The 18,082-nt window shown below is 45.8% G+C and carries 14 protein-coding genes; all 14 read right to left on the reverse strand.

Annotation, left to right across the window (positions count from 1 at the left end; translation table 11 throughout):
• Positions 1-15: 15 nt before the first annotated feature.
• On the reverse strand, positions 16-951 hold the full coding sequence (locus OXH39_12560) for a hypothetical protein (GenBank protein ID MCY3551284.1): 936 nt from the start codon (positions 949-951) through the stop codon (positions 16-18).
• 86 nt (positions 952-1,037) lie between these two features.
• Positions 1,038-2,405 carry a UDP-N-acetylmuramate--L-alanine ligase gene (gene murC / locus OXH39_12565; GenBank protein ID MCY3551285.1) on the reverse strand — a complete coding sequence of 456 codons (1,368 nt, stop codon included), beginning with the start codon at positions 2,403-2,405 and terminating at the stop codon, positions 1,038-1,040.
• 56 nt (positions 2,406-2,461) lie between these two features.
• Complete coding sequence (gene murG, locus OXH39_12570) at positions 2,462-3,661, reverse strand: undecaprenyldiphospho-muramoylpentapeptide beta-N-acetylglucosaminyltransferase (protein MCY3551286.1); 1,200 nt, start codon at positions 3,659-3,661, stop codon at positions 2,462-2,464.
• Between the two features lie 59 nt (positions 3,662-3,720).
• The gene (gene ftsW / locus OXH39_12575) at positions 3,721-4,833 is read right to left on the reverse strand and encodes a putative lipid II flippase FtsW (GenBank protein MCY3551287.1); all 1,113 of its coding nucleotides are present in this window, start codon (positions 4,831-4,833) and stop codon (positions 3,721-3,723) included.
• 219 nt (positions 4,834-5,052) lie between these two features.
• Positions 5,053-6,495 carry a UDP-N-acetylmuramoyl-L-alanine--D-glutamate ligase gene (murD, locus tag OXH39_12580; protein MCY3551288.1) on the reverse strand — a complete coding sequence of 481 codons (1,443 nt, stop codon included), beginning with the start codon at positions 6,493-6,495 and terminating at the stop codon, positions 5,053-5,055.
• A 37-nt stretch (positions 6,496-6,532) separates the two neighbouring features.
• Complete coding sequence (mraY, locus tag OXH39_12585) at positions 6,533-7,651, reverse strand: phospho-N-acetylmuramoyl-pentapeptide-transferase (protein ID MCY3551289.1); 1,119 nt, start codon at positions 7,649-7,651, stop codon at positions 6,533-6,535.
• Positions 7,652-7,782: 131 nt separating this feature from the next.
• Positions 7,783-8,988: a D-alanine--D-alanine ligase gene (locus OXH39_12590; GenBank protein ID MCY3551290.1), complete on the reverse strand. Its 1,206-nt coding sequence runs from the start codon at positions 8,986-8,988 to the stop codon at positions 7,783-7,785.
• Positions 8,989-9,077: 89 nt separating this feature from the next.
• Complete coding sequence (locus OXH39_12595; GenBank protein MCY3551291.1) at positions 9,078-10,730, reverse strand: UDP-N-acetylmuramoyl-tripeptide--D-alanyl-D-alanine ligase; 1,653 nt, start codon at positions 10,728-10,730, stop codon at positions 9,078-9,080.
• Positions 10,731-10,818: 88 nt separating this feature from the next.
• Positions 10,819-11,580 (reverse strand): alpha/beta hydrolase, encoded by a 762-nt coding sequence (locus OXH39_12600; GenBank protein MCY3551292.1) that lies wholly within the window; start codon positions 11,578-11,580, stop codon positions 10,819-10,821.
• Positions 11,581-11,609: 29 nt separating this feature from the next.
• Positions 11,610-13,088 carry a UDP-N-acetylmuramoyl-L-alanyl-D-glutamate--2,6-diaminopimelate ligase gene (locus tag OXH39_12605; protein MCY3551293.1) on the reverse strand — a complete coding sequence of 493 codons (1,479 nt, stop codon included), beginning with the start codon at positions 13,086-13,088 and terminating at the stop codon, positions 11,610-11,612.
• Complete coding sequence (locus OXH39_12610; GenBank protein MCY3551294.1) at positions 13,085-14,881, reverse strand: penicillin-binding protein 2; 1,797 nt, start codon at positions 14,879-14,881, stop codon at positions 13,085-13,087. Before OXH39_12610 ends, OXH39_12605 begins: the two co-directional genes overlap by 4 nt.
• 79 nt (positions 14,882-14,960) lie before the next feature.
• Positions 14,961-15,284: a cell division protein FtsL gene (locus tag OXH39_12615; GenBank protein MCY3551295.1), complete on the reverse strand. Its 324-nt coding sequence runs from the start codon at positions 15,282-15,284 to the stop codon at positions 14,961-14,963.
• Positions 15,285-15,463: 179 nt separating this feature from the next.
• Positions 15,464-16,417, reverse strand: a complete 954-nt coding sequence (rsmH, locus tag OXH39_12620) for a 16S rRNA (cytosine(1402)-N(4))-methyltransferase RsmH (GenBank protein MCY3551296.1) — start codon at positions 16,415-16,417, stop codon at positions 15,464-15,466.
• A 76-nt stretch (positions 16,418-16,493) separates the two neighbouring features.
• Positions 16,494-17,459 carry a Gfo/Idh/MocA family oxidoreductase gene (locus tag OXH39_12625; GenBank protein MCY3551297.1) on the reverse strand — a complete coding sequence of 322 codons (966 nt, stop codon included), beginning with the start codon at positions 17,457-17,459 and terminating at the stop codon, positions 16,494-16,496.
• Between the last annotated feature and the right edge of the window lie 623 nt (positions 17,460-18,082).

The raw sequence follows: 18,082 nt of genomic DNA on the forward strand, positions 1-18,082 counted from the left end.
ACTTACGAGATAGGACTAATCGTCTTCAGTATAACCCCCTAAGTAGAGCGCATCTTGGAACCTGGCATCAAGATACGGTGTTGCATTTGGACTCTCACTAATAAGTCCAAGGACCCGAGTTCTATGCTGTTTTAGAAGCAAAACCGTATGATGAAGCCCAGATTCAATCGTATCTGCAGCAAGCCATACTGGCACAGGTAACGCATCAATCCGCAGCTCAATTTTCTGGGAATCACTTGCATCAATAGTCTCCATCTCCGCCGCAAGATTCGGTTCCTGAAGCAGAGTAGTTTTTAGAACCGTTAATCCCAATGTAATCTCGGGCATCTGGACAGCAGTACCAACTTTAGGGAGTTGATCGCCTTCCGCCAGAAGTATTACCTTTCCTTCAAGTTCCCCAGATTCCTGTAAACCTGCTTTTCCAACCTCTATACTTTTCAACACATGTCCATCGATATCTACCAGAAAAAATGAACTATCGTCAAACCTCAAAAGGGCAAAAGGTTCACGCTCGGTAATAGTTATGGTGAGGATCCGCTTCATCACATGTTTAACAACATGCACATCTTTAATATAACTTAAATTCTCCTGAAGATAGGCGGCTGTCTGCTCTTCAGAATCTGTGACGATATTTTCTAACTTTTCGCCCAGCACATCATAGATTTGTACATCAGTATAGTGTATATTTCCAGAAAGTTCAAGAGAAACGTATTCAGCACTAAAAAAACTGAGTGCTATCTTTCCGATAAATGATAAAGTGATCAGAAACGCGAGGATGAAGATCACACGCCGCCACATATATATCTTTGCGTTAGGATGTTTACCAAGTCGCCGCGCAGGCATGGAACTTTGTCGTGTATATCCACTACGCTTTTTACCGAAGAACGCTGACTTTTTTCTCGTTTCTTTCGTAATAGCAAGTTGTCTATTTGAAGTTAATTGAATTTGCATCTGATTATTTTTACTTGTCAAGTGCGTGGTTCCGGTAAAACATCGCCGCCAAAAAACGCGTCCACGGCAAAAAAAGTATGTTTTGATTAACTCTCCGCCTGAAGTCTGCTTAAGAACTCGTGCCCCACTTTACTTATATCGCCCGCTCCAAGCGTGATGACGATATCTTTGGGCTGTGTGATCTCCATCAGAACGTCCGTAATCTCATCTGTGTTCGGTACATAGTGAACATTACGATGCCCATGCGCTTGTATCGCTTCCGCCAGTTTTCCAGCCGTGACGTTTTTAATAGGCACCTCCCCAGCACTATAGATTGAGGTGACAATAAGCACATCCGCCTGATAAAAAGAACGAGAGAATTCGTCCGCTAAATCCCTGACACGTTGATATCGATGCGGTTGGAAAACAGCGACAATGCGGCGTTTGTAACCATCGCGCGCACCACTCAACGCTGCCTTCAACTTCGCTGGATTATGAGCGTAATCGTCAACAACAATAATGTCATTAACCTCACCCAGCACTTCAAAACGGCGATGCACACCGCGAAACGACTCCAGGCTTTTCCGAATTTGATCAAACGGAATATCAAGCTCAAGTCCAACGGCTATCGCTGCTAAAGAGTTAGAGATATTATGACGACCCGGCATTTTAAGATGAATTTCGCCGTACAGATGCCCATTTTTGCGGACTCGATACCGGGATGTGGGACCCTCCACCGTAATTCCTTCAGCAACCAGATCTGCCCCTGTCTCAAGTCCATAGGTAACATAACGCTTGTTAACCCGTGGGATGAATCTTTGAACATTCTCTGAATCTAAGCAGAGGACAGCTGCGCCATAGAACGGCACCTTATTGATGAATTTAAGAAAAGTTTCACCAATCTCGTCAACGCTACTATAATAATCCAGATGGTCGGCATCAACGGACGTTACAACAGCAACGGTCGGATAGAACATCTCAATAGAGCCGTACGCCTCATCTGCTTCGACTACCATAACATCGCCTTCACCACTTCGGGCGTGACTACCATCCATGAGTTTTCCACCTACAACAACCGTCGGATCAAGATCAGCAAGGACTGTCGCCGTCATAGCGGTTGTGGTTGTTTTGCCATGTGTTCCGCTAACGGCAACACTGTAGCGCATTCGGGTGATCTCATTTAACATCTCCGCACCTCTAACAATCGGAATTTTCTGTGCCTCTGCAGCAAGGAGTTCCGGATTGTCAGGAGGAATAGCAGGCGATATAACAACAACGTCGGCACCACACATCTGCGATGCAGCATGCCCATAATAGATAGTTGCCCCGCGACTGCGCAAGTGTTCTGTAGTATACGATTTTTGGATATCTGATCCAGTCACGCGAAATCCGAGATCCAGCAGAATCTCCGTGATACCACTCAAGCCAGCACCGCCAATACCAATGATATGGATATGTCTTGTTTTTCCAAACATCTTGTTCTTTTCTTTTTAATTTAACGCTTGCAAACGACACCCTGAAACACTATTAACTACGCGTAAGAAAGAATCGACTTGGCGATATCATCACTCGCGTGTGGTTTGCCAAGAGCCCGACTGGCAGTCACCATCCGCTGACGCGTGTTTCCATCTAACGCCATGTTCGTAAGATTTTCAACCAAGGTCTCAACCGTGAAGGCACCCTGTTCAAGCACAACAGCAGCACCTTGTTGAGCTACAGTCCGAGCGTTTAATACTTGATCATTTCCTGTTTGTGAAGGCAATGGGATGAAAATTGCCGGAATACCGCATGCTGTAACCTCGGCAACAGTCATTCCTCCAGCTCTGCACACCATAACGTCCGTGATGCTATAAATTTCCTCAACAGTATCAAAAAACGGGCGCACGCAATATAGAAATTCTTCATGCGATGCCAGTTCCCGGTCATACACCGCCTGAACGCTCTCAACCTCAGCTGCACCAGTTTGATGAACTACCTGGATATGATCAGCAATTCCGATTAAGTGTGGCAGCGCAGCTACAATCGCTTCATTAATGGCATGCGCGCCTTGACTGCCACCCATGACAAAAATTGTTTTCCGATCTGGACACAACCCGAATTTTTTATAAGTTTCGTCGCGTCTCGGGAACGTAGTGATTGACGGACGAATAGGGTTTCCTGTGACCGCTACATGCATAGTAGATCGAAACGAACCATTCTCGCGAACTGATTCCATCGCGAGATAGGCAGCGTCTGCCCATCGCGCCAAGATACCGTTCGTCAAGCCAACAGAAGCGTTCTGTTCCTGGATCGCAATCGGAATTTTGCATAAAAGACCAGCGAAAAGCACCGGACCTGAAACATAGCCCCCCGTTCCGATAACAACATCTGGCTGTAGTTCCTTCATATATCGCAACGATTGGATAACGCCACGAAAAACCTTCCAAATAACCGGAAACCACTGTAAAGTGAAGCGGCGCGGAAACCCTGCAACCGAAATAGGTAAGAACCGAAACCCATGTTGCGGAATGAGCGTTGATTCCAACTTACCCTCCCCACCGATGAACACAATATCTACCGTGGTATCCAAGCGATGCAGTGCCTGGGCAATCCCAATCGCAGGATAGATATGTCCACCTGTACCACCGCCAGCAATAACAACTTTCTTGTGTGTTGATCGTTCTTGCGGCGACGGTAAATTCGGATTGTCAGTCTTTGATAAATCTGTATTGCAACGCTCAGAAGTCATCATAATTTAAGCCTATTAAACGGTGCTATTTGGAAAACTTCACCCTACAAAACCGGATTAATTCAGTCCGTGTTCTTAACACTACCCCGCGATATATTCAGAAGGATGCCAACGCTCACAAGACTGAGAACAATTGAAGAACCACCGTAACTAATAAAAGGTAATGTAATCCCTTTCGTGGGTAACAAACCCGTTACAACACCAATGTTAATAAACGCCTGTAAACTGATCATAATTGTGATCCCGGTGGCGAGCAAAGACCCAAACAAACTACTCGCATATCTGGCGATGTGAAGCCCACGCCATATAAATAACATAAAAATAAACGTCACAGCCACAGTACCGATAAAGCCAAATTCCTCTCCCAAAACAGCGAAAATAAAATCCGTGTGCGGATAAGGGAGACGAGATATTTTCTGCAGACTACTATCGATTCCTACACCAAGGAGTCCACCACCTTCAAGCGCGTCCAAAGAGCGTGTTAATTGATAGTTGGTTCCATCCGGAGACTGCAACATTGCAAAATAATCCTTGACACGTTTCAACTTATACGGATCTCGAATTATAAGTAAACTGAGCAGCCCACCACCCACACCACCAAGTGTCAGCACATGCCAGATACGCATACCCCCGATAAATAACAAGATACAAACAGTTACCATCAATAAGAACGCCGAACCGAAATCCGGTTGGATGTACACGAGACCGAAAGCGGTCCCCACAATCAGCATATTTGGAACTATACCGTTAAAAAAACTCTTGACGCGCTCTGGGTTGCGGCTTATAAAATTCGCCACATGCATAACCAACGCTATCTTCGCAAATTCAACAGGTTGAAAATTAACCGACAAATTCCCGAGCCGGATCCAGCGTCTAAATCTACTGCCTTCCGCACCCTGAACGCTTGATCCTAAGCCCGGCACGAAAACCAATAACAACAACACAAAGGCAAGTATCAAAAAGAGGTTTGCATACATCGCATAAAACCTATAGGGCAGGTAGGACGCTAAAAACATACCTACTAAACCGATTCCACATGCGATGATGTGTATCTGCAAATAACGGTAACTATAACCATCGTAGTGTCTTGAAGAAAGAAGATGGCTGGCACTATATACCATCAATATGCCTATCCCAATGAGACAGAGGGTAATCGCAATCAATCCTCTATCCATTCGCCCATTTTGTACAGGAGGTACCTCTACGACTTGCTCCTGCTGTTCTTCCGTAACAGAATAGGTGCGCGTGTTTGTCCATTTAAACCCAGATTTTGGGTTAGATTTGGAACCCCGAGTGCTACGGGAAGAGTTTTTTAGGTAGTTGCGTACCATCGCGGTGTTTCTAATCCTTTTCCGTGCTGTCTAACGCCTAAAAATTCAGGTTTCTGAAAATTTCTAATGAAGCACTTGAAGCGCATCAACTGCCGCCTTAAAGTCAGCACCTCGCGCTTTATAATCGGTGTACATATCAAAACTCGCATTTGCAGGCGATAACAGAACAACATCACCGGATACCGCATATTTGTAGGCGATCCGCACTGCCTCTGCCATTGTTCCTGCTTTCATTATATCGGTTGCACCAGCAAGCGTCTTTTCAATCTGTTGGGTATGTTCACCGAGCATGACTGCCCCTTTGACCCTTGTTTGAACAACGTCACACAGAGGCGTATAATCGTTGCCTTTGTCATACCCGCCCATTATCAACACAACCTGAGAATCCACTAACGATTCGAGTGCTGCTTTGACCGCTGCCACGTTTGTCGCCTTTGAATCGTTTATGAAACGGACCCCGTCTAAAGTCCGAACTAACTCAAAAGCGTGGGATAAGGCAGGATGCGATCGGTCGAAGCACTGAAGTGCGTTTTTAATTTCATCCCCTGTTACACCAAAAATCTGTCCCACAGCAACAGCGGCGAGAACATTTTGCACATTGTGTGCGCCGGGAAGCGGAATATCCGCAAGCTCACATATTCTCTCGCGTGTCCCATTCTCCTGAGCGAAAATCCCTGAACCATCTCTAAACGTTCCTGAAAACGACAAATTCTCAGGAACACCTTTGTCTGTAAAATAAACGGCTTGTGCCGCTGTTGATGCTGCAAAATCCTTGACAGATACATCCGAATCATTGAGAACTATCCAGTCCGCAGCCGTCTGATTATCAGAGATTTTCTGTTTTGCCTCACGATAAGCCGACATCGTCCGATGCCTGTCCAAGTGATCGCGTGATAAATTAAGCACCACACTAACTTTTGGATGAAAGGTAACGGTGCTTTCCAACTGAAAACTGCTCGCCTCAACCACAACAATATCCTGATCCGTCAGGTTCTGAACCTCCGCCGCCAACGGCACACCGATATTACCTGCGACACAGACGTTCGGAAATCTGCCACCCGCTTTGAGTATGGCAGCCGTAAGCAGTGTGGTTGTCGATTTTCCCTTCGTGCCGGTAATAGCAACAATCGGTGCGGGACACAAACTCGCAGAAACTTCCAACTCCGCGAAAATCGGGAGGTCTCTGGTCCGCGCCTCACACAGAATAGGAATATCCAGCGGCACCCCAGGAGAAACGACAATAAAATCTGCATCCGCAATACATTCCAACGGATGCCCACCGAGATATGTTCGGTACGGATCGTAAGTGTTCACAAAGGCATTGTTAGCCGCCCGCGCTTTCAGTTCCGAGGACTCGTTGAGTGTAGCGATTTCCGCTGACAATGCTCCGTGGGAACGCGTATCTGTAACAGAAACAGCGACACCATACAAACGCAGCAGTTTCGCAGCAGCGATTCCGCTCCGATTCAAACCAAAGACCGTGACCCGCTTCCCTTGTAATTGCACCCTAATTTCTCCCAACACGCACGATTGAAAACCACAACTATCGAAGTTTCAATGTGCTTAAGGCTATCAAAACCAAAATAAGTCCTACAATCCAGAACCGAATGACAACCTTGGATTCCTTCCATCCTGACAGTAGGAAATGATAATGAATAGGAGACATCTTGAACACGCGTCTACCAAACGTCCGAAATGACCACACTTGGATGATTACCGATAACACTTCAGCGACGAAAATAGCACCAACTATTACGAGCAAAAATTCCTGTTTTATAAGTACCGCCACCGTTCCAAGCGTCGCCCCAAGTGCCAGCGATCCGGTATCTCCCATAATCACTTGTGCTGGATGACCGTTATACCATAAAAACCCGAGACCGGCACCGACTAACGCTGCGCAGAAGATCGCTGTAACTTCACCACCCACAGGCAGGTGAAAGATGTTCAAGTACTCGGCAATCTCACTGTGGCTCGTCATATACCCAACTATGCCCAAAGTTCCAGCAACAAACAGCGTACATCCGATTGCCAACCCATCCATTCCATCTGTGAGATTGACTGCATTAGAAGCACCAACGATAACGAAGGTTGCGAAAGGGATAAACAGGATACCTAAACTGGGATGGATATCTTTGAAAAATGGAAGAACCAGTGCTGTCCGTGTTGTTACATCCCCAGCTTCCATAGGACCCCACCGGTAAAGATACCAAGCAATCACCAACGCCCCTATTGTTTGAAGTCCAATCTTATGCCACCCTTGAAGTCCTAAGGATTGTTGTTTTACCAGTTTGCTGTAATCATCCAGAAATCCAAGTCCACCAAACCATAGTGTCGTCAAAATCATCAGGTAGATATAGGGTTGGTCTAAACGCGACCAGAATACTACAGATATCAGAACAGACACAATAATGAGGACTCCCCCCATTGTTGGCACCCCTGCTTTGTTCTGATTTTCGGTATCTTGTTGGGCTTTTGCGACCTCCTCTTGAATATGTTCTCCAATGCGCAGCTGCTTTAACTTCTCTATCATAAAAGGTCCCAAAACAAGGGAAATGAGGAGAGCAGTAGCTGTCGCATAAATTGCGCGAAAACTAATATAGCGAAAAATATTGAACGGTGAAAAGAACTCAATCAAATTCTCAAAAAAGAGATGATAAAACATTTCTTGTGTAGCTTTCGTGCAAATAGATTTGGTTGACTAACATCCCATTTAAGGTCGCTTCGTTGCGTTCGACGGGCTTAGATCGGAGACATTTTGAGACCTCATCCAGGAACACTTTGAACATTTTAATCCTACCCTATGCTCCCAAGTTTTCCATCCCCTTTCAACTTGGCAAGACTCGCGCCCGCTTGGCTTAGGAGATTCGTCGTATATGTATAGGTCAAGGCATTCTTCTGCCCATGCGCCGCAAATGCCAATTCAATAAGATCTAATACAAGTTGGGGGAACTCAATACCCTGATGCGCCCACAAGTAGTAACTGTATGAGCCAGGAATAGTGTTGATTTCATTCACATAAACGCTTTCATCTGCATCTACGAGGAAATCAATACGTGCGACACCAGCGCAATCTAAAACCCGAAAAGTATGTGTTGCTAGATCTTGTATATGTAACGTCAATTCTTCCGAAATGGGTGCAGGAATTTTTCGATCTGCACCAGCCATTCCCGAAGATTCTCCATCTTGATGGATATATTTATCATCAAAACTAAGAAAATTCGCTTGCGTCACAGGTTGCTCACAGACAGAAGCGATCGGCTCATCTATTCCCATTACAGCACAGTTGATTTCAAGAGGATTGTCAACCGCTTTCTCAATGAGAACTCTACGCGAATAACTTCCTGCTACCTCGGCAGCAGTACAAAGTTCAGACGGATTCTCAACACGACTGACACCAATACTTGAGCCACTCATTGCCGGTTTCACAAACAACGGATAAGAGAATGTTGCTTCCACCTTTTCAAGGATCTTGTCACGCTGCACCTCCCAATCACGATGCGTCCAAGACAAGTAGGGAAGTATTGGCAGCTCATTTTCGTTGAGAATCGCCTTCATCATGATCTTATCCATACCGACAGCAGAACCGACGACCCGCGCACCTACGTAAGGCAGATTCATGAGTTCAAGCAATCCTTGGAGCGTCCCATCTTCACCATGCATACCGTGTATCGCTGGAAAAACAACATCTACCGGAAGAAATTCTCGTTTGTGAACTTTCTGACCAAGCCAATGTTTGGAGGTAATAACAAATTGTGGATTTGGATGAAATTCAATGGTGACTTTATCAAAATCGGATGGGTGCGGTAGCGTTCCATCCGTAAAGGTGGACAAATCACGAAGCGCATCACCTGTTAACCACTCGCCATCTTTCGTGAGGTAAATAGGGATGACTTGATAGTTTTCTTGTAAAGCAAGGTAAACCTGATGGGCGGTTACGATTGAGACTTCATGTTCAGGCGTGCATCCACCAAATATAAGAGCTACATTGTGTTTTGACATTTTTTATTTTTCCTCCGCGCCGACTGTCCAATAGGTTCGTCAGAAAGACTGTAGTTATACGCTTGCGGGGTAAAGTTTGGAAACCGATATTATGAGGCAATTCTTTCCTCATTATAGTTGTCAGGGAGATCGTTCTCAAAAAGGACAACATCACCGGCTTGAACGCGTGTTGCTAAATGTTGTTTAACTTCTTCTAAATTGAGCGCAACAATAATTTGTTGGCTTGGGTATTGCGCAGCTTTTAATCCATCTAAAATCGGGGTAGTCCGCGTAGGACCGACCAAAATAACTAAATCACAGACATCAGCGGCACGTTCACCGAGGCGTTTATTTTCTTCATATTCCCTTTCGCCAAGTTCCACCATACCAGGGGTCACTAATACTTTTTTTCGACCTTGAATCTCAGTGAGAACCTCAAGTGCAGCTTCCGCACCGACCGGGTTCGAGTTGAAACTGTCATCAATGATAGTTACATCACCGCCGTTAGAGGTCAATTGCAAGCGATGTGGAACAGGTTCAACATTAGCAATCGCGACTCGAATTTCCTCAAGCGTCATCCCGCATTCTACCGCAACTGCCATTGCAGCAAGTATGTTGGATACGTTATGCTTCCCCAAGAGTTGCGTCCGAATCTCTGCTTCGGTAACCTCTCCAGAACCGATAGATACACGTGCCGTGAAAGCAAGACCCTCGCCGGTATGTCGAATATCCGCGGCAGTTAACTCGGCACTGTCAGAAACTGAAGCCACATAAAACGGTTCTGTCGCATAACGACGCACAGGATTACCGCTTTGCTCCCGTTTATTAGCGAGTTCTGCACAAATCTCGTTGTCGCAATTGAAGACTGCAAGTCCGCCCGATGGTAACGATTCAATCAACTCATACTTTGTTTTCGCTATATTCTCTATGCTCTTAAATCGCTCTAAATGCTGCGGACCGACTGCTGTGAGGATGCCGATTTCCGGCGATGCTAAATTACACAATTCGCGGATGTCGCCGCGTTTATAAGCACCCATCTCAACAATGAATATCTCGTGCTCAGGAGTCAGTTCACCACGAATGACCTTGCAAATACCCATCGGCGTGTTATAACTATCAGGGGTCATCAAGGTATTAAACTTCTGGGATAAAATCTGACGTAAAATATATTTCGTGCTCGTTTTGCCATAACTCCCTGTAATACCGATGACTTTAGGGTGGAGGGTCTTGATTCGCTTTCTCGCCGAAAGGAGATACGCCCCATTTATTGTCCGCTCTAAAGGATAAATAAGAAGGTTGGCAACGGTTAAATTAATAACAGCAACCTCGCTAAAGAGGAAAATAGCGATCCGCCATGGACTCGCCTGTGTTAACAACACAAGCACCGCAGCTGTACAAACGAGCAAACAGATAGAAAGTCCGAAGACCCGTTTCGCACGTGCCGTGTAAACGAGCGGTTTTTTCGCCTCAACCTTTTTACGTTTCGTGCTCATATAGACTTGGAACCCACCCCAAACTATGCACAGCACAGAAAAGAACCATGTGTTATGATATTGTGGGTAGAAGGCGGTGAGAATCAGAGCAGCACCAATGATAAGAATCTCTTTAACTTCAAAACAGTTCCTTAGATGCTGGCGCATCCACTTCAGGTATCGACCTGTCTTATAACCATCAAGTTGAAGTATATGGAGTCCACCTACCGTTCTGACGACAGCTCTCACCAAACAGGCCAGTGCTACGAGGTAGAAAAAAATAGTACTCATCGTTTCCAATTTTCAATTTTCCTTGCGGTTAAGCAATATTAAGAAACAAATTTTAGGTTTTCAGGAAGGATTGTATTTATCACCAACGCTAAGCGTTTGCGATCTTCAAGAAACTCGCGACGATTCGGCAAAACTGTGGAAACTTGTCGAGGTATGAAAAGTGTCCCGCCTCCTTTAGAACAACCAGTCCTGCATCAGGTATTTCCTTTTCCATAATCTGCCCGAATGACACAGGCGTATCCGTGTCGTTTTCACCCCAGATTAACAACGTTGAGGCAGTTATTCGAGGCAGGAGCGCGCGCAGGTCCTGATTCACGACTTTGACGAGCGTAGCACGCATATCGCCAGCATTCTGATAGTCTTTGGAACCGACACGTGCAGACATCGCATTTGCGACGAGAACACCATATTTCCCACACCGACGAATCAATTTACCGACTTTTGCGATACCTACACGGAGATAGTATTTTGCGGTTCGGCGCGGTTTGATTCCGGCACTGTCAACCAAGATAAGTTTATCAACTTTTTCGGGGTGTTCCGCTGAGATAATAATCGAAATTCTACCGCCAAAGGAGTGGCCGATGAGGTGAACTTTCGGTATGTCAAACTTCCCCAAAAACGCCGTAACAAACTGAGCGTAGTCAGATGTATCCCATGCGGTAGGTGGAAGCTGACTCTTGCCGAACCCTGGCAGGTCAAGGGCGTAAACTTTATGGGATTGTGCCAACCATTCAAAAACGGGTTGAAAACTCGCAGCCTCACCGCCCCAGCCATGTAACAGGAGCACTACGTCGCCTTCTCCAGCAACCTGATATGAAATGTTAAGAGTGTTAATTTCCGTACTTGGCATCTACAAACATTTCGCGCTTACACAACTAATTAAAGGGACTCCAGAATCTCTGAAGCAACAACCCTATCGTCAAAGGGAAATCTTTCACCCTGAATCTCTTGATAATCTTCATGCCCTTTGCCCGCAATGACAACAACATCTCCAGATTTTGCTGTGGTGATTGCGTGATGGATTGCGTCCCGTCTATCTGAAATACACACATACTGGGTGTCATGTGGTAAATTTGACACAATTTGCGCGATGATTTCATCTGGGTCTTCAGTGCGCGGATTATCGGACGTAACCACACTGTAATCTGCAATTTGAGCGGAAATATTTCCCATTTTCGGGCGTTTCCCACTGTCGCGGTCCCCTCCGCACCCAAAAACACAAATTAGATCCCGCCTGGCGACGCGCTTCGCAGCAGTCAGCACATTTTCTAAGCCGTCCGGTGTATGGGCATAGTCAACAATAACGGCAAAATCCTGTCCCCTGTCAATGAGTTCAAACCGTCCGGGGACTATAGTGGTAGCGAGACCTTCCTGAATTGCTGAGATAGGGCAATCGTAACGGAGTCCAACGGCAATGGCAGCAAGTGCATTGTAAAGGTTATAGTCTCCGAGCAATTGCAACTTAGCAGGAATCCGACCACACGGTGTCACTGCTGTAAATGTCAATCGATTATGAGAATAACGAATATCTTTGGCATGTAGATCGGCGTTTTCGCCAAGTCCATACATCAAAAGTTGCGAGTCCAAGCAGACCTGGGCGATACGTTCCGCGACTGGCGAATCGCTGTTTAAAATTGCAAAACTCGCTTCACCCAGCTGTTCAAACAGCATTAACTTTGCTTTTAAGTATATCTCCATCGTCTGGTGATAATCAAGGTGATCTTGGGTGAAATTGGTAAAGACAGCGGTATCAAAGGTAAGGCCCGCCAACCGCTGTAGTGCCAGTCCCTGGGACGAGGTTTCCATAGTAACGTATTGCACGCCATTCTCGCTAAACTGCTTGAAGAGAGCGTGAAGCGCAAAGGCATCAGGGGTTGTGAGGGAAGCTGGAAGTGTTTCTTCTTCGCCTTGATTGTTCATGTATCGGTGTCCAACCGTACCGACGAGTGCCGTTTTCCACCCACTTGCCTTGAGTATGGCGTGTATGAGATGTGCTGTAGAGGTTTTACCGTTGGTGCCTGTAATACCGATGAGTTTAAGGTGTCGCGCAGGATTGTCGTGCCAATTGGCAGCAATCAAGGAGATTGCACGTCGTCCATTAGGGACCTGTACGTAGGTAATCGACTTTATCGGCATCTCTAAAGCCGCCACAGGCTTTTCACCGATGATAGCTGCTGCTCCCTTTTGAAGAGCATCTGAAATGAAGCTATGACTGTCCACGCTGACGCCTTGATAACAAACAAAAACATTACCAGGCTTGACTTCCCGATTGTCACTGGCAATACCAGTGATATCAACATCCAGCGATCCAGTGCTTGCAGTAATGTTCAGACCGTGGAGCAGCTCATGAAGCCTCACATCCCCTCTCCTTTCTCAGTAAAGCGTTGTGTCGGTGTCTGTTTTGTCACAACAGATGTATATTTAGGTGTTTTTTGAAGTTCGGGTCCAAAAAACTCTGTCTGTTTTAAGTATTGCATTGTTTGAACGGCAACTTTCTGAAAAAGAGGTCCGGCGATCTGGCCACTAAAACGTGCCCCTTTCGGTTCATCAAGCATGACAATTATCGATACCATAGGATTCTCTGCTGGTAGGAATCCCATAAAGGACATAATCTCTTTTCCAAGATACCCCTTACCATTTTTTTCAGCCTTTTGGGCGGTACCCGTCTTTCCAGCTACGTTATATCCTTCAACGCGTGCACGTCGACCACTACCGTCTTCAACGACACCAACAAGTATGTCCGTCATCTGTTTCGCGACCATCGGTCGAATCACCTGTCGGACTTCAATGGGATATTTCTTTTCAACGAGCTTCCCACTACTGTCCCGAATTTCTCGTGTAATATATGGACGGAGAAGCTTGCCACCATTCGCAATGACATTTAACGCATTGACCATCTGAAGAGGTGTTACCATCACGCCTTGTCCAAAAGGCACGGCACCGAGAGAATTGATATCCCAATGTCTTACTGCATAAAGACTTCCACTGTGCTCATAAGGCAGATCAATACCCGTCATTTTTCCAAAACCGTAGCTTTCAATATAAGTACTGAAGTCTTCATGTCCCAACTGCTTCACAACCTTAATCATACCGATATTGCTAGACTTTTGGAGAACCTGTTCCAGTGTAAGCCACCCTTTCCCTGAAACGTCGCGAATAATCCTACCGTTTGAGAGCCGGTACCGCCCATTTTCACAAAAAACCGTTGACTCAGGGGTCATAACCCCTTCGTTCATTACAGCCGAAGATGCAACAATTTTAAAAATTGAACCAGGCTCATACGCAAACCAAACACCGAAATTTCTTTTCGCTTCCTCGTTTCCGTGCGCGTAATTATTCAAATCGTATGTCGGATAACTCGCGAGTGCCAATATCTCCGCGGTTTTCGAGGCTAAGACAATGACTGTGCCCCGTGGTGAATTCCACTTTCGGCAAGCCGCTGCCAACTCCTTCTCGGCGGTATACTGAATGTATTCATCAAGTGTCAGGACAACGCTATATCCATAATCATCGGTAGAGCTTCCATCGGTTAGTAAATTTACCGGTTCGTTGCGCGCAGCTTCCGCCCGTCGCGCGGCTTGTCGCTCCCTCGCACTCAAAAGGTAATTGTTGTACTGATACTCAATTCCCTCACCCATATTCTGATCGTTGATATGTCCAATGACCTGAGAAGCGAGTTTCCCTTTCGGATAGGTGCGTTTCTGTTCAACCTCGTGCTTTATACCCCGAATGTCTTTCTCAATTGCGCGAAGCTCATCAAGCCGTTCATAACTCATATCCTTCTTAAGCCACACAAACCGCTTATCCTTACGACGAAGCTGGGTAAGCAACTCAGATTCGGAAACCCCCAAAACCGGCGCAAGTCTGCGTGCAGCCTCGCTCGGATCCGTTTTCATATACGTCGGATCAGCGTAGACAGAAAGACTATGGCGACTTAAAGCTAAGACACTCCCGTGTCGATCTAAGATCTTGCCACGTTTTATCGCAGCTGTGCGCGGGGAAAGCCAAGTGCGATCAGCTGTTTCCTCACGCGCTGCGTTGTCAGAGATCTGTACTTTGAACAGTTTACCAACCAGCAATAAAAATCCCACCTGTAATATAATAAGTACAAGAACAAGGCGACGAATAGATAAGTGTGAATTGTTTTTCATGTTTTTCCCATCAAATTAATAAAATAAATCCAAATACCCTCCAGAAGGGCGGAAAAGACGGAGATACAAACACTGAAGATTATTTATCCCAGAGAACTTGCGAGGTTTCAGTCGGTTCAACCATTCCAAGTTCACTGGCGATTTTCCGAATCCTTTGAACGCTGGTTAACGTCGATTCTTCCAATTCAAGCCGATGAATTTCATCCTGAACTTGGTGCTTCTGCCTTTCATAGACAGGCTGTCGTTGCAAAGCAACTTTCTTAGCGTAAGATGAGAACCAGATACTGCCAGCGAAGGTGCAGAAAGACAATACCAAAACAATATAGACTAATGGAAATTTCTTTTTCGGTTTGGCATCTTCTGTTTTTGTGAGACGTGTTGAATAGTGATGTGGTGTCTGCATTTTATTTAATCGATATTATGAGGACAGAATTTTTATGTTTCAGAACTTCAGTACCGTGTCACTTCACAACTTTTTCGCGTGCTTTCGCTCAGGCGAAGGCTCTCTTTTCTGTAACGCCGAATACCGCATTTAAGGTACAATTTTTTTCATGCCCAGGATAGGAAATAAGGCACTTCACGCTATAATTTGCAAACCGCTCGCAATTTAGCACTTCGTGCCCGCGGGTTTTGTTGAATTTCAGCCACATCCGGCAGCACTGGACGCTTCGTGAGAATCTCCACTGACGGACTGTGTTCACAAATACAGACAGGTGTTTTGGGAGAACAAATACACGTCTTCGCCCACGTCTGAAAGCGACGTTTGACGATCCTATCCTCAAGCGAATGAAACGTGATCACACACAAACAACCCCCGGGTTTCAAAAGCGATACTGCAGCATCTAAACCTACCTCAAGGTTCTCCAACTCAGCGTTGACATGAACCCGCAGCGCCTGAAAAACACGAGTCGCAGGATGGATTTTGGATGCCTTTCGCGGGACGGCTTGCTTGACAATTTCTGCGAACTGTGTTGTTGTCGTTATCGGTCCCTGTTGCCTCGCTCGAACAACCCGATCAGCAATCCGTTTAGCAAATCGTTCCTCGCCATATCGCTTAAAAATATCAACGAGAACATTCATCGGACTATCGTTGACCACCAGCATCGCTGTCAGAGAGGCTTTCGGCTCACGACTCAACACCTCCCTCGGATTCATACGCATATCCAAAGGACCGGTATGGCTAAAACTAAACCCGCGATGTGGTGTATCCAGTTGTAGAGACGACACCCCCAAGTCAAGCAGAATACCGTCTACAGAATGAACGGAATGTCTCTCCAATAAGACATCCATCTCAGCAAAATTGCCGTTAATTAGAAAGCACCGCCCCCCGAAGGCGTGTAACCTATCTTCCGCTACAGCGAGAGCCTCAAGGTCTAAATCAATTCCGATCACACGCCCATCCGGTGCGGAGGTTTCAAGGATAGTGGCACTATGCCCACCCAAACCGACGGTACCATCTATATAAACACTACCCGGTTTTGGTTTGAGAAACTCAATCACTTTATCACATAAGACTGGTATGTGTTGCATGTTCATAGCCTTTTCAAGTCTATCCTTGGTTGAATCTTAGCAAGAAACGTGCCAATCTATTTCTTACATTAGCGACAAGACACTAAACATCTATCCGATTCCGATAGATAGCCGACACAAGCTCCATTGTCTTAACCGCATCAGCAAAACAGGTTAACGGCTGCTGATCCTGCTGGATACAATCAACGAAATGCCGACTCTCCCCATAAAACCCGTACGCCCTATGCGAGGCATCAGACTCCGCCGCTTCCTCAGGCGTAATTTCAATTGTGCCTTCGGGCGTATGGAGCACGGCACAACCGCCAGCATCGGGATTGATATAGGCGGAAACCTCTCGCGCATGCATTTCAAACGTATGGATACGTCCACCGACAGCCCAATTCGTGCAAAGATACCCAGAAGCACCACTCGTAAACTTGACGAGGGCGTTGAAACTGTTCTCACGCTCGGAATAGAAACTATTGATGTCGCTTGCAACGGCTTTCACCTCGCCTCCGCCAAGCCAACGGAGTGCGTCTACAGCGTGAATTGCATCGCAGGTTAAAACGTCTATCACACCGTCGTAGTAGAAGGCGTTTGGCGTGTTCTTATGGAAGGTCGACATGCACTGGATAATCGGTCCGCGTTCCTCAACGATTGCCTTAACCCTTCGCAAAAGCGGAATAAACCGCCGATTGAAACCCACCATTGTCTTACAATCGTTCTTCTCTGCAGCGAGTGCCATCTCCTTCGTTTGATGAAGCGTAACACCCGGTGGTTTCTCAATAAAAACATGATGCCCCTGCGAGAGACAATGAACAGCAAGTGGAAACAGGTGTTGCGGCGGCATTAAAATATATACAGCATCCGGACTCGTCTTTTCGAGCATTTCTTGATAGTTGGTAAAAGTTCGTTCAATCTCAAACCGTTCCGCCGTTGCCTGCAGTTTTGACGGTACTAAATCACACAATCCAACAAGATTTACATCTTCACACTCTCTGAGCGATGGGTAATGGACACCGTTTGCCATCCCACCCGCGCCAATCAGGGCAATATTGACTTTTTTCATCTGAGATCCTCCTAACCAATCTTTCCTTGCATATTATAAGAGAAGGTGTTAAAATTGCAATCAACTTCTGAATATGCAAAGAGGAAATAAATTTGATTTTTTCTCGAAGATATAGTATAATCCTTAAAACTTACACATGACAGGCGATAAATTGCCTCACTACAAACATAGGTCTCTTGTAAATACAAACATTTCTCCAAAGCATAGCAATTTGTAGTAGTGCAATTCGTTATGAATTGGGTAAGTCCTGAAGGAATCACGATCTAAAGCGATCATCTGATTCAGATTTTGGTGGAGTAGGTCATTGATCTTTAGAGAGTGCCGACTCTATTCACCAGAGGATTACCGAGTCCTCAAACAATGAGGGATGCGTTGATAACGCTTTGAGAGTACCGACTCTACCTCCAAAAAGACGATTAAGAGGGGGCAACAATTATCCCCCTCTTATATCTTATATTCCGCACGTGTTTTGACACATTTCAGAAATCAACATTACTGCGTATAGGTTATATTTTTTTGAATCTGATTCAGATTTTGGTGGAGTAGGTCATTGATCTTTAGAGAGTGCCGACTCTATTCACCAGAGGATTACCGAGTCCTCAAACAATGAGGGGCATTTATAA

Source organism: Candidatus Poribacteria bacterium (assembly GCA_026702755.1).
Classification (GTDB): Bacteria; Poribacteria; WGA-4E; order WGA-4E; family WGA-3G; genus WGA-3G.

What these genes read in the sequence shown, in the direction of transcription:
- OXH39_12560 (MCY3551284.1), bottom strand. Translation starts at nt 951, where the DNA reads ATGCAAATTCAATTAACTTCAAATAGACAACTTGCTATTACGAAAGAA.
- murC (MCY3551285.1), bottom strand. Translation starts at nt 2,405, where the DNA reads ATGTTTGGAAAAACAAGACATATCCATATCATTGGTATTGGCGGTGCT.
- murG (MCY3551286.1), bottom strand. Translation starts at nt 3,661, where the DNA reads ATGATGACTTCTGAGCGTTGCAATACAGATTTATCAAAGACTGACAAT.
- ftsW (MCY3551287.1), bottom strand. Translation starts at nt 4,833, where the DNA reads ATGGATAGAGGATTGATTGCGATTACCCTCTGTCTCATTGGGATAGGC.
- mraY (MCY3551289.1), bottom strand. Translation starts at nt 7,651, where the DNA reads ATGTTTTATCATCTCTTTTTTGAGAATTTGATTGAGTTCTTTTCACCG.
- OXH39_12590 (MCY3551290.1), bottom strand. Translation starts at nt 8,988, where the DNA reads ATGTCAAAACACAATGTAGCTCTTATATTTGGTGGATGCACGCCTGAA.
- OXH39_12595 (MCY3551291.1), bottom strand. Translation starts at nt 10,730, where the DNA reads ATGAGTACTATTTTTTTCTACCTCGTAGCACTGGCCTGTTTGGTGAGA.
- OXH39_12600 (MCY3551292.1), bottom strand. Translation starts at nt 11,580, where the DNA reads ATGCCAAGTACGGAAATTAACACTCTTAACATTTCATATCAGGTTGCT.
- OXH39_12610 (MCY3551294.1), bottom strand. Translation starts at nt 14,881, where the DNA reads ATGAAAAACAATTCACACTTATCTATTCGTCGCCTTGTTCTTGTACTT.
- OXH39_12615 (MCY3551295.1), bottom strand. Translation starts at nt 15,284, where the DNA reads ATGCAGACACCACATCACTATTCAACACGTCTCACAAAAACAGAAGAT.
- rsmH (MCY3551296.1), bottom strand. Translation starts at nt 16,417, where the DNA reads ATGAACATGCAACACATACCAGTCTTATGTGATAAAGTGATTGAGTTT.
- OXH39_12625 (MCY3551297.1), bottom strand. Translation starts at nt 17,459, where the DNA reads ATGAAAAAAGTCAATATTGCCCTGATTGGCGCGGGTGGGATGGCAAAC.